The 12,486-nt window shown below is 76.2% G+C and carries 8 protein-coding genes, 1 tRNA gene and 1 pseudogene; 9 read left to right on the top strand and 1 reads right to left on the bottom strand.

Translation table 11 applies throughout. The features are described from left to right. The first annotated feature begins 186 nt into the window (after positions 1–186). Together ACFVN3_RS06760 and ACFVN3_RS06755 are read left to right on the top strand one after the other, a co-directional pair. Positions 187–927, top strand: coding sequence for an SDR family NAD(P)-dependent oxidoreductase (locus ACFVN3_RS06760; RefSeq protein ID WP_378231901.1), 741 nt, complete (start codon positions 187–189; stop codon positions 925–927). Continuing rightward, positions 909–1,241, top strand: a pseudogene (locus ACFVN3_RS06755) (TIGR03618 family F420-dependent PPOX class oxidoreductase); the annotation flags it as partial. The gene ACFVN3_RS06760 and the pseudogene ACFVN3_RS06755, both read left to right, overlap by 19 nt. Before the next feature lie 92 nt (positions 1,242–1,333). Here ACFVN3_RS06755 and ACFVN3_RS06750 read toward each other — a convergent pair. Further along, a tRNA-Arg gene (locus ACFVN3_RS06750) sits at positions 1,334–1,409 on the bottom strand. Positions 1,410–1,542: 133 nt separating this feature from the next. On the opposite strand from ACFVN3_RS06750, the gene ACFVN3_RS06745 reads away from it, so the two are divergent. From ACFVN3_RS06745 to ACFVN3_RS06715, 7 genes are all read left to right on the top strand, one after another. Beyond that, positions 1,543–3,225, top strand: coding sequence for a GTPase (locus ACFVN3_RS06745; RefSeq protein WP_378231899.1), 1,683 nt, complete (start codon positions 1,543–1,545; stop codon positions 3,223–3,225). Then, a complete protein-coding gene (locus tag ACFVN3_RS06740; protein WP_378231897.1) occupies positions 3,222–4,808 on the top strand; it encodes an ABC transporter in 1,587 nt (528 codons plus the stop codon). Before ACFVN3_RS06745 ends, ACFVN3_RS06740 begins: the two co-directional genes overlap by 4 nt. Positions 4,809–4,852: 44 nt before the next feature. Next, the gene (locus tag ACFVN3_RS06735; RefSeq protein ID WP_378231895.1) at positions 4,853–5,479 is read left to right on the top strand and encodes a single-stranded DNA-binding protein; all 627 of its coding nucleotides are present in this window, start codon (positions 4,853–4,855) and stop codon (positions 5,477–5,479) included. 135 nt (positions 5,480–5,614) lie between these two features. After that, positions 5,615–7,297 carry an energy-dependent translational throttle protein EttA gene (gene ettA, locus ACFVN3_RS06730; protein ID WP_168731906.1) on the top strand — a complete coding sequence of 561 codons (1,683 nt, stop codon included), beginning with the start codon at positions 5,615–5,617 and terminating at the stop codon, positions 7,295–7,297. Between the two features lie 177 nt (positions 7,298–7,474). Then, a complete protein-coding gene (locus ACFVN3_RS06725) occupies positions 7,475–8,476 on the top strand; it encodes a phosphotransferase family protein (protein ID WP_378231893.1) in 1,002 nt (333 codons plus the stop codon). A 133-nt stretch (positions 8,477–8,609) separates the two neighbouring features. After that, positions 8,610–10,655 (top strand): dynamin family protein, encoded by a 2,046-nt coding sequence (locus ACFVN3_RS06720; RefSeq protein WP_378231891.1) that lies wholly within the window; start codon positions 8,610–8,612, stop codon positions 10,653–10,655. After that, on the top strand, positions 10,652–12,439 hold the full coding sequence (locus tag ACFVN3_RS06715; protein WP_378231889.1) for a dynamin family protein: 1,788 nt from the start codon (positions 10,652–10,654) through the stop codon (positions 12,437–12,439). The genes ACFVN3_RS06720 and ACFVN3_RS06715 overlap by 4 nt, the downstream gene beginning before the upstream one ends. The last annotated feature ends 47 nt before the right edge of the window (positions 12,440–12,486 follow it).

Here is a 12,486-nt window from a genome sequence, read left to right as displayed (position 1 = left end):
TATATCTACGGCGGGTGGCTCGATCTTTACCCTTTCCGGGGATCGAGAGGGTGAGAACTCCCCATGCCAGAACCAACGTCCGGGCGGCCGATGAGTTCCGCCCGCCCGCGCCGTCGTCCGTCTGCGAGAGTTCGCTGCGCACGCCCTCCGCGGACGTGCGCGCCGCCGTCGAGGAAGGGACGTCAGATGCAGCTCGCCGGGAAGAACGCGGTGGTCTACGGGGCCGCGGGGTCGATGGGGTCGGCGGTGAGCCGCGCCTTCGCCGCCGCGGGCGCGCGCGTCTTCCTCGCGGGACGCACGGCCGCCACGCTCGACGCGCTCGCGGCGGAGATCCGCGCCGCCGGCGGGCAGGCGCACGCCGCCGTCGTCGACGCGACGGACAAGGAGTCGGTCGACGCGCACGCGGCCGGCGTGGTCGAGCAGGCGGGGAGCCTCGACGTGTCGTTCAACGCCGTCGCCTACGACGTGCTCCAGAACGTCCCGCTCGTCGACATGTCCCTCGAGGACTTCGTGGCGCCGATCGTGTCCGCGACGACCACCCACTTCCTCACCGCGACCGCCGCGGCGCGGCACATGGTCGCCCAGGGGTCCGGGGCGATCGTCATGCTCTCGTCGACGGCCGCGCGGGAGTCGCGTCACGAGATGGGCGGGTTCAGCCTCGCGTGCGCGTCGATCGAGACGCTCGTGCGCAGCCTCGCCGGCGAGGTCGGCCGCCACGGCGTGCGGGTCGTCGGGCTCCGGCCCAACTTCACGCCCGAGACCGTCGGCGCGTCGGACGACGACCTGCCCATGCTCGTCCAGGACACGCTGCTCGGCCGCCTGCCGCGACTCTCCGAGGTCGCCGGCACGGCCGTCTACCTCGCGTCCGACGCCGCGGGTGCGACGACGGGGGTCGTCGTCGACCTCTCGTGCGGGGCGATCGTGTGAGCGCCGGCCCCGCCCACGTCCCCGAGGCCGCCCGCGCGCTCGTCGCGGGCCCGCACGTCGCGCACCTCGCGACCGTCCTGCCCGACGGCGGCCCGCACGTCGTGCCGCTCTGGGTCGGCTGGGAGGGCGACCGGCTCGCGTTCCTCACCGGCCCCGGCTCGCGCAAGGCCCGCAACCTCGCGCGCGACCCGCGCGTCGCGGTGTCCGTGACGGAGACCGGGAACCCGTACGTCATGGCGACCCTGCGCGGGCGCGTCGTCGAGGTGCTCGACGGCGACGCGGGCTGGGCGGTCGTCGACCGCCTCTCCGTCCTCTACACCGGCGGCCCCCTACCCGCGCGGGGAGGAACGGCACGCCTACCTGGTCGAGATCGACCACGCGACGGCGCCGTCGTTCGGCTGAGGAGTGGTGCCCCGAGCAGGACTCGAACCTGCAACCTACGGATTAGAAGGCCGTTGCTCTATCCATTGAGCTATCGAGGCGCGCGCCCATCGTAGTGGGCGTCGGGCGTGCTCGGGAGGTGGAGGCCGTGGTGACGGACCCGCAGGTGGCATGGTCGCGCGTCGTGCGGCGCGTGCGTTTGGCGGGGCCCCCGGCAGCCGTCACTATGAACCAGTGAGAACCCCAGACGCCGCCACGAGCGACGCGAGCCCCACCGCGCCCGGCCGGTCGCCGGGCTCGTGGAGGCCCGCGAAGGCGACCGAGGAGCTCGGTGTCACGGTCTACGACGTCGCGCGCGACCTGCGGCGCGACGTGGCGGACGTGCGCCTCCCGCTCACGATCGACAGCGCGTCGGAGGCGGACGCCTCGCGGCGCCGGCTCCTCACGCAGCTCGACGAGCACCTGCTGCCGCGCCTGCGCGAGCTGTCGTCGCCGGCGATCGTCGTGATCGCGGGCTCGACGGGTGCCGGCAAGTCGACGCTGTACAACTCGCTGCTCGGCGAGGAGGTGTCGCAGGCGGGCGTCCTGCGGCCCACGACGCGCGAGCCGGTGCTCGCGTTCAACCCGCTGGACGCGGACGTGATCGTCGAGGGCCCGGTGACGCGCGTGGCGCGCGTCGTCGACCACGACGGCGTCCCGCGCGGCACGGGCCTGCTCGACGCGCCGGACCTGGACTCGCTCCTGTCCGAGAACCGCGACACGGCGAGCCTGCTGCTCGAGGCGGCGGACCTGTGGCTGTTCGTCACGACCGCCTCGCGCTACGGCGACGCGCTGCCGTGGCAGGCGCTGTCGCGCGCGAAGGAGCGCGGCGCGAGCGTCGCGATGGTGCTCAACCGTGTCCCGCGCGAGACGTTGACGACGATCCGCGGCGACCTGCTCCAGCGCCTGCGGGACCACGGCATGGACGGGACCCCGCTGTTCGTCGTGCCCGACGTCGGCCCGCACGAGGGGCTGCTCGACCGCGCGGTCGTGGCGCCGGTCGCGCGCTGGCTGACGATGCTCGCGGGCCCGGACCGGTCGCGCGCGGTGATCGTGCGCACGCTCAAGGGTGCGCTCGGTGCGCTGCCCGCGTGGGTCACGGGCGTCTCGGACGCGGTGGAGCAGCAGGTGGAGGCCGCGGCCGACCTGCGCTCGGCGGCGGAGAAGGCGGTCCCGCCCGTGCGCGACGCCGCGCGGCAGGCCGTGCTGGACGGTGCCGTCGCGCACGGGTCGCTCGAGGCGCGGTGGGCCCAGGTGACGGGCGCCGAGCGCGTGGACCGCGTCAAGGTGCGCGGCGGCGTGGTCCGGTCGTCCAAGCGGCGCGGACGCGCGCGCGACCTCGTGCTCGCCCCGCTCCTCGAGGAGACGCGCGACGCCGCGCACCGCACGCTCGCCGCGAACGGCGTCCTGGCCCACGAGGCGCTGCGCGCGGCGCTCGACGGGGACCGGCCGCTGCCGGGCGCCGCCGACGTCCTGCCGACCGAGGAGGACGCCGCGGCGCGCCGCGAGGCCTCGGCCACGACCCAGGTGCTCCAGTGGTCCCGGCGGGCCGAGCAGGTCGTGTCCGATCTCGCCGCGTCGACGGCGAGCGAGCCCGCCCGGGCCGCAGTGAAGGCGTTCGGCGAGACCGGGCTGGCCGCGCTGCTGCTCGCAGGTGCCGCCGGGAGCGACGACGCGGCCCGCCTGGTGCGGACCGTGCTCGCCGACACGGGCGACGACGCGCTCGCGGCGCTGCGCGACGACCTGGCCGACCGGGCCGTCACCATGGTCGAGCGCGAGGCGGAGCCCGTCCTCACCGCGCTCGCCGACCCCGCGCTCGCCGCGGACGCCGCCGTCGGGCTGCGCCTACGGCTCGCCGAGCTGAGGAGGCTCATGTGACGTCCCACGACGCCCAGCTGCGTGCCCGGGTCGACGACCTCGCGCGCGCGGTGGACCTCGCGGGGGACCGCCTCGACCCCGCGGTCGCGGCCCAGGTGCGCGACGCGATCGGGGGCGTGCGCGAGCGCCTCGTCCTCGGCGTCGACCACACGGTCGTCGCGCTCGCGGGCGGCACCGGGTCGGGCAAGTCGAGCCTGTTCAACCGCGTGTCCCGGCTCGACTTCGCGGACGTCGGCGTGAAGCGCCCGACGACGGCGCGCGTCACGGCGTGCTCGTGGAGCGGCGCGGCGACGGCCCTGCTCGACTGGCTCGCCGTGGACCCGGAGCGCCGGATCACGCGTGACGGCGAGCTCGACGCCGAGGACGAGGCGGCGCTCGGCGGACTCGTCCTGCTCGACCTGCCGGACCACGACTCGATCGAGCCGGCGCACCGCGACGTCGTCGACAGGGTGCTCCCGCTCGTCGACCTGCTCGTGTGGGTCGTGGACCCGCAGAAGTACGCGGACGACGCGCTGCACTCCGGTTACCTCCAGAAGTCGGCAGGGCTCGAGGGGTCGATGGTCGTCGCGCTCAACCAGATCGACACCGTCCCCGAGGCGCGCCGCGCGGCGCTCGTCGAGGACATGGGGCGGCTGCTCGAGGAGGACGGGCTCGACGGCGTCTACGTCACGACCGTCTCCGCGCGCACGGGCGAGGGGCTGGACGAGCTGCGCTCGCTGCTCGAGCAGGCCGTCGCGCGGCGTAGCGTCGCCGCGAGCCGCGTCGCGGGCGAGCTCGACCGGGCGGGTGCGCTCCTGCTGGAGCAGCTCCCGGGCGACGTCCCGTGGACCATGAGCACGGCCGTCGAGGAGGAGGTCGACGCGCTCGCCGACGCGACCGGCCTCGCCGCCGTCGCCGGCCAGGTCGGCGCGGCCGTGCGCAACGGCTACGGCAGGCCCGAGTTCTCGCCCCCGCAGCCCGACGCCGTCGCGCTCTCGCGCTCGCGCTGGCTCGCCCGCGCGGGGCGGTCGCTGCGACCGGGGTGGCAGAAGGCGCTCGACGACGCGGTCGCGCCGGCGGGCAAGGTCGCGGAGGCGACGCGGTCCGCACTCGCGAAGATCCCCCTCGACACGCGCGGGCCGTCGTCGTCGCGCCCGACGCGGCGCGCGGCGTGGGTCGCCCTCGCGGTCGGGGTCGTCGCGGGCGTGCTCGCGGTGCTGGGCTCGTTGCGCGTGCTCGACCTCGGGCGGACGCTCGTCACCGTGTGCGCGATCGTCGCGGCGGTCGCCGTGCTCGGCGCGGTGGTCGCGTTCCTCGTCGCGCTCCAGGTGCGGCGCACCCTCGCGCGACGCCGCGAGCAGCAGGTGCTCGCCTCCGGCCGCGGAGCGATCGAGCGCGTCGTGCAGGACGCGATGGGCAAGCCGACCCAGGCGCTCCTCGACACCCACCGCCAGGTCCGCGAGCTGGCACAGTCCGCCCGGGACAAGGCCCCGGCGGCGCCGCTCACCGGGGCGCTACGCCTACCCACAGGCCCGGATCTCGGTGACCCGTCCACAGGCGAGGGCACGACGACGGACGGCGCCGCCGCTCCGACAGCACCCTGAGGCGGTGGCCGGGACCAGCCCGGCCGCCGACCTCAGGAGGAACCATGCCCGGTGACGTCACGGTCACGCTGTCCGGCTTCGTCGCGACCACGCCCACGCTGTTCCGCTCGCAGTCCGGCAACGACTTCACGAGCTTCCGCATCGCCCAGACGCGCCGCTACCTCGACCGCGAGCGCGGCGAGTGGGTCGACGGCCGCACGCTGTGGTTCACCGTGAAGGCGTGGAAGCACGTCGCGCGCAACGTCGCGCTGTCCCTGCACAAGGGCGACCCCGTGGTGGTCACGGGGCGGCTCTCGCTCGACGAGTGGGACGGCCCTGACGGCCCGCGCACCAGTCTCGTCGTGGAGGCCACGGCGCTCGGCCCCGACCTCACGCTCGGTGAGGCGCGGTTCGCCCGCACCGTCCACCGGAGGGAGGACGACGGCGCGCGCCGGGGCGACGCGGCCGGCATCGCCGCGTCCCCCGGTGGCGGGGGCGGGGCGGACCGGTCGTCCGGCGGACCGGGTGCCACGGCGCACGACGGCACCGCGTTCGAGGGCGGACCGCTCGACGGGCGCGCGCTCGACGACCCGTGGACCCTCGCGGACGCCGGCACGGCGCTCGCGGGCGAGCCCCGCGAGGAGTCCGAGGACGACGCCGACGCCGAGACCGGCGCGCTGGCGTCCGCCTGAGCGGCTCCGTGCGGGCGGTGCCGCGGCCCGCGGGGGTCGCGGCGCCGTCGGGCGCGCCCCGGCGGCCCGACCGCGTAGGCTGAGTGGTCGACGAATCCCGTACCTCTCCCGACCGAAACGGTGGAACGACAGGCTGTGGCTGAGTTCATCTACTCCATGTACAAGGCGCGCAAGGCGCACGGAGACAAGGTCATCCTCGACGACGTCTCCCTGAACTTCCTGCCCGGCGCCAAGATCGGCGTCGTGGGCCCCAACGGCGCCGGGAAGTCCACGATCCTCAAGATCATGGCGGGCCTGGACACGCCCTCGAACGGCGAGGCGCGCCTCTCCCCGGGCTACAGCGTCGGCATCCTGCTCCAGGAGCCGCCGCTCAACGAGGAGAAGACGGTCCTCGGCAACGTCCAGGAGGCCGTCGCGGACATCCTCGCCAAGAAGCAGCGCTTCGACGAGATCTCCGCGCTCATGGCGGAGCCCGACGCCGACTTCGACGCGCTCCTCGCGGAGATGGGCACGCTCCAGGAGGCCATCGACGCCGCGGACGCGTGGGACCTCGACTCCCAGCTCGAGCAGGCGATGGACGCGCTGCGCTGCCCGCCGCCGGACGCCGACGTGTCCGTGCTCTCCGGTGGTGAGCGCCGCCGCGTCGCGCTGTGCAAGCTCCTGCTGGAGAAGCCGGACCTCCTGCTGCTCGACGAGCCCACGAACCACCTGGACGCCGAGTCCGTGCTGTGGCTCGAGCAGCACCTCGCGACGTACCCCGGCGCGATCCTCGCCGTCACCCACGACCGGTACTTCCTCGACCACGTCGCGGAGTGGATCTGCGAGGTCGACCGCGGCCGCCTGTACCCCTACGAGGGCAACTACTCGACCTACCTCGAGAAGAAGGGCGAGCGCCTCCAGGTCCAGGGCAAGAAGGACGCGAAGCTCGCCAAGCGCCTCAAGGAGGAGCTCGAGTGGGTCCGGTCCAACGCCAAGGGCCGCCAGACCAAGTCGAAGGCCCGCCTCGCCCGGTACGAGGAGATGGCGGCCGAGGCGGAGCGCACCAGGAAGCTCGACTTCGAGGAGATCCAGATCCCGCCGGGCCCGCGCCTGGGCAACCTGGTCCTCGAGGCGTCGAACCTCCAGAAGGGCTTCGACGGTCGCCAGCTCATCGACGGCCTGAGCTTCACGCTGCCGCGCAACGGCATCGTCGGCGTCATCGGCCCCAACGGCGTCGGCAAGACGACCCTGTTCAAGACGATCGTCGGGCTCGAGCCGCTCGACGGCGGGGACCTCAAGGTCGGCGAGACGGTCTCGATCTCCTACGTCGACCAGTCCCGCGGCGGCATCGACCCCAAGAAGACGCTGTGGGAGGTCGTGTCCGACGGGCTCGACTTCATCAAGGTGGGCAACGTCGAGATCCCCTCGCGCGCGTACGTCGCGTCGTTCGGGTTCAAGGGGCCGGACCAGCAGAAGCCCGCGGGCGTGCTGTCCGGCGGTGAGCGCAACCGCCTCAACCTCGCGCTCACGCTCAAGCAGGGCGGCAACCTCCTGCTGCTCGACGAGCCGACCAACGACCTCGACGTCGAGACCCTGGGCTCGCTGGAGAACGCGCTGCTCGAGTTCCCCGGCTGCGCCGTCGTCGTGTCCCACGACCGGTGGTTCCTCGACCGCGTCGCGACGCACATCCTCGCGTACGAGGGCACGGAGGAGGACCCGGCGAACTGGTACTGGTTCGAGGGCAACTTCGCGTCCTACGAGGAGAACAAGGTCGAGCGCCTCGGCGCCGACGCGGCGCGTCCGCACCGCGTGACGTACCGCAAGCTCACGCGCGACTGACGCCGCGACCTCGGTCGACCACGACGCCGGGCGGGACGCGTTCCCGCCCGGCGTCTGTGCGTCCGGGTGCGTCCGGATGCCCGTGGGTCCCGGAGCCCGCGGTCCCGCGCCCGCGCTGCCCCCGGGGCGCGGAATCCCGTTGACGCCGCCCTCGGGCCCTCGGCAGGATCGCGCGGCATGACCCTCGACCTGGCGCCCGCACGCGTACGCCCCACCTGGCCCGACCTCCCGCAGGCCGTACGCGCCGCCGTCGAGTCCCGGCTGGGCGCCGACGTCTCGGGGTGGACGAGCCACGACGGCGGCTACTCGCAGGGGCTCGCGTCGACGCTGCGGACGAGCGGCGGGGACGTGTTCGTCAAGGCGGTCGGGCCCGAGCACGCGTTCACCCGCGACCTGTACCGGCTCGAGGCGCGCGTCGCCGCGGCGCTGCCCGCGCAGACTCCGGCTCCCGCGCTCCGGTGGGTCCTCGACGGCGACCTCGACGGGGCCGGCGAGTGGGTCGCGCTCGCGTTCGACGCCGTGCCCGGCCGGTCCGTCGCCACGCCGTGGCGGGATGACGAGCTCGCCGCGGTGGCCAACCTCGCGCGCCGTGTCGCTGAGGTCGAGGTTCCCGCGGAGACACCGCTCCCGCGGTTCGCCGAGACCGTCGAGTGGCGCGAGTGGGAGGACCTCGCGGAGCGCCGCCCGCAGGGCCTCGGCACCTACGACCCGTGGGTCGCGGCCCGGCTCGACCGCCTCGCGGCGCTCGCCGAGCCCTGGCCCGAGGCCACGGCGGGCGACCACCTCGTCCACGGCGACCTCCGGGGTGACAACGCCCTGCTCGTGGGGCGCGCGGCGCCCGGCGCCGCGGCCCGCGGCGAGCGCGCCAGGAACAGGCCCGTCGCCGTCGCCGTCGACTGGCCGTACGCCGCGCGCGGCGCCGCGTTCTGCGACGCGGTCGGCATGCTCCCGGCCGTGCAGGTCGAGGGCGGGCCGCCGCCGGAGGAGGTGCTGCGGCGCCACCCGCTGCCGCGCGACGTCGAGCCCGACGCCGTGACCTGCTACCTCGCGGCGCTCACGGGGTACTTCCTCGCGTCCTCGCTCGACCCTGCGCCCCCGGGCATCCCGCACGTGCGGGCGTTCCAGCGGGCGCAGGCCGAGGTCGGGGTCGCGTGGCTCCGACGTCGCCTGAGGGAGTGAGCCACGACCGCGAGATCGACCCGTGCGTTCCAGATCGACCCTCGGGGGGCCGATCTGGTGCCGGGCGGGTCGATCTCGTGCGGCGGCCGTGTCACACCGGGCCTGACCAGCGGCGTTCCGGCAGACTGGCGGGATGACAGCCAGCGGTGACCCCGGAGACGACGCGGTCCGCGCGGACGCGTCCGGAGGGGACGCCGAGGCACGGGACGGCGCCGCCCCGGACGGGTCGATCGCCGCGGGCGCCGCGGCGACGGCCGGGCTCGTCGAGTCCCTGGAGATCCTGCGCGGCCGGCTCGCGGCCGCGCGGCTGCCGCTGGACCTGCCGGGCTCGGCGGCGGCGCGCGAGGACCTCGACCTGGCGGTGCACCAGCTCGACGACTACCTGCTGCCCCGGCTGCGGTCGCACGCCGCGCCGCTGCTCGTCGTCGTCGGCGGGTCGACCGGCGCGGGCAAGTCGACGCTCGTGAACTCCCTGCTGGGCGAGCACGTCTCCGCGCCCGGCGTGCTGCGGCCGACGACGCGCGCGCCCGTCCTGGTCCACCACCCGCTCGACGAGCGGTGGTTCTCCACCGATCGCGTCCTGCCGGGCCTCGCACGCGTGAGCGAGCACGGACCCCGCCCGGGCGCCGACGTCACCACGGGCGGGACCGCGCCCGCGGGGCAGCCTGACCCGACGCGCACGCTGCGACTCGTGGCGAGCGACGCGCTGCCGCAGGGGCTCGCGCTCGTGGACGCGCCCGACGTCGACTCCGTGGAGACGGCGAACCGCGAGCTCGCCGCCCAGCTCCTCGCGGCCGCAGACCTGTGGCTCTTCGTCACGACCGCCGCGCGCTACGCCGACGCGGTCCCGTGGGACCTGCTGCACCGCGCGGCCGAGCGTCGTGCGCAGGTCGCGATCGTGCTCGACCGGGTCGACCCGGGCGCCGAGGCCGTGGCCGACGACCTGCGCCGCATGATGGACGAGAACGGGCTGGACGCCGCGCCGCTGTTCGCGGTGGGGGAGTCGGAGCTGGTGGACGGCTTCCTCCCGGAGCCCTCGGTCGCGGAGGTCGCGTCGTGGCTGTCCGCGCTCGGCGCGGACGGCGACGCGCGCGACCGGGTCGCGACCGCGACGCGGGACGGCGTCGTGGACGACCTCGTGCGGCGGGCCGTCCTCGTGGCGGGCGCGGCCGACGCCCAGGCGACGTCCGACGCGCGGCTGCGGGCCGTCGTCGGACGCGCGTACGACGAGGCCGCGGCGACCGTGGACGCCGCGACGAGCGACGGGGCGCTGCTGCGCGGTGAGGTGCTCGCTCGCTGGCAGGACTTCGTCGGGACGAGCGAGCTGTTCCGGTCCGTGGAGCAGGGCGTGGGGCGCGTGCGCGACGCCGTCGCGGCGTTCTTCCGCGGGCGACCCGCGCAGGCACCGCAGGTGGAGCAGGCGATCGCGCACGGGCTGGAGGCCGTCGTCCTCGACGCGACGGACGCGGCCGCGGAGCGCGCGTACGGCGGGTGGCGCGCCGACCCGGCCGGCACGGCGCTGCTGGACGGGCTCGACCTCTCGCGGTCGTCCGCGGGCGTGCGGGCGCGGGTCGCCGAGGAGATCCGGGGCTGGCAGTCGGACGTCCTCGACCTGGTACGCGAGCAGGGGGCGGGCAAGCGCGGGGCGGCACGCGCGCTGTCGTTCGGGATCAACGGCCTGGGGCTGAGCCTCATGGTCGTGGTGTTCGCGTCGACCGGCGGGCTCACCGGGGCCGAGGTCGGCATCGCCGGCGGCACCGCGATCCTCGCGCAGAAGCTGCTCGAGGCCGTGTTCGGCGACGACGCGGTGCGCCGCCTCACGCGCACCGCGCGCGAGCGCCTCGCCGAGCGGGTGCGGGCCGTGCTCGACGACGAGGCCCGGCGCTACACGGCCCAGCTCGACGCGCTCGGCACGGCCGACGCGGACGAGACGGCGCGCTCGGTGCGCGAGGCCGCGCGGGCGGTCGAGGCGGCGGCGCGCGTCGAGCGCTCCACGCGAGGCGCGGCCCCCGACGCGGGTCGCGCCGCGGTCGGACGGCACGCCGCACGGCTCCTGCGCGGCGCGGGGTGGCGTGCGGCGCCGGAGGACGATCCGGTCGCCGCACCGGGCGAGGAAGGTCCGGCGCCCGCGCCGCGCCCCGGGTTCTGGCGGCGGCTCCTGGGCGGTGAGCGCGCATGACGATCGACCTCGCCGCGCGCACGTCCGCCCTCGAGACCGCCGTCCGCGCGGGCGAAGGGCGCGTGGACGCCGACCTGCTCGCCGACGCGCGCACCGTCGTCGCGCGTGCGCGCGAGCGGGCGGGCCTCTCGGCCGACCACACCGTCGTCGCGCTCGCCGGCGCGACGGGCTCGGGCAAGTCGTCGGTCTTCAACGCGCTCGCCGGGGACGATCTCGCGACGGTCGGGGTCCAGCGGCCGACGACGGCGCACCCCCTGGCGGCCGTGTGGGGCACCGGTGGGGCGGCGCACCCGGCGAGCGGCAGCCCGTCCAGCACCACGCCCGGCGCGGCAGGGGCCGGGGCGCTCCTCGACTGGCTCGAGGTGCGGCGCCGGCACGAGATGGGCACGCCGCTCACGTCGGGGGACCCCGACGACGCGCGGGCTGGCGGTGGGCTCCGCGGGCTCCTCAAGGGCCGGCGCGCCGCAGAGGTCACGAGCGGTCTCGTGCTGCTCGACCTGCCGGACCACGACTCGGTCGTCGTCGAGCACCGCGTGCGCGCGGAGCGCCTCGTCGAGCGTGCGGACCTGCTCGTGTGGGTCGTCGACCCGCAGAAGTACGCGGACGCCGCGCTGCACGAGCGCTACCTGCGCCCGCTCGCGGGGCACGGCTCGGTCGTCGTGCTGGTGCTCAACCAGGTGGACCGGCTCTCGCCCGCCGACGCGGACGCGTGCCTCGCGGACCTGCGCCGCCTCGCCGCCGAGGACGGGCTCGGTGACGCCCGCGTCCTCGGGGTCTCGGCGCGCACGGGCCAGGGCCTGGACGAGCTGCGCGGCCTGCTCGCGGACGCCGCCGCGCGACGCCGTGCGGCGAACGACCGGCTCGCCGCCGACGTGCGCGCGGTGGCCCGGCGCGTCGCCGCCGCGTGCGGCGAGCCCGTCCCGGAGCGGGCCGCACGCCGGGCGCGCGACGGCCTCGTGGACGCGCTCGAGGCCGCCGCCGGCGTACCGACGGTCGTCGCGGCCGTGCGGGGCTCGGCGGTCCGCGACGCGCGCGCCGCGACCGGCTGGCCCGTCACGCGCTGGGTCGGGCGGTTCCGCCCCGACCCGCTGCGGCGCATCGGGCTGCGGACCGGACCCGCCCCGGGATCGGCGCGGGCACGCACCGCGAAGGAGCTCGGGTCAGGCGAGGCCGAGGTGCGCCCCGAGCTCGCCCGGACGTCGCTCCCCGCGGTCGGCGCGGCGCTGCGCGCCGGTGCGCAGACGGCCGTGCGCGACTACGCGGCCGAGGCCACCGCGGGCCTTCCCGACGACTGGGCGCTCGCCGTGCGCCGTCGGGCCTCCGAGGGCGCCGCGGACCTCGCCGACGCGCTCGACCAGGCGGTGGCCGGGACGGAGCTCGAGGCGTCGCGCCGCCCCGTGTGGTGGCGCGTCGTGGGCGCGTTCCAGTGGCTCGTGCTCGCGGCGCTCGTCGTCGGGCTGCTGTGGCTCGCCGCGCTGTGGGGGTTCACGTACCTGCGCCTGCCCGAGCCGCCGACGCCCGTGCTGACGCTCGGCGGGCCGGGCGCGCCCGAGCTGCCGTGGCCGACCCTGCTCGCGCTCGGCGGCATCGTCGTCGGCGTCCTCGTCGCCCTGCTCTCGCGCGCCGCCGCGTCCGTGGGCGGGCGTCGCCGCGCGGCCCGGGCCCGACGCCGCCTGCGCGACGCCGTCGGGCAGGTCGCCGACCGTCTCGTGCGGCTCCCGGTGGGCGAGGAGCTGTCCGCGCTCGCGAGCTGTCGCGCCGCGGCCCTCGTCGCGGCCTCCTGACCCGCCGGTCACGAGGTAACGTCAGCCGCGCCCCGTCGAGCGAGAGG

It is taken from the genome of Cellulosimicrobium sp. NPDC057862, assembly GCF_042797035.1.
Lineage (GTDB): Bacteria > Actinomycetota > Actinomycetes > Actinomycetales > Cellulomonadaceae > Cellulosimicrobium.
Note: the sequence above shows the minus strand (reverse complement) of the source record. Positions and strands in the feature narration are given on the sequence as shown.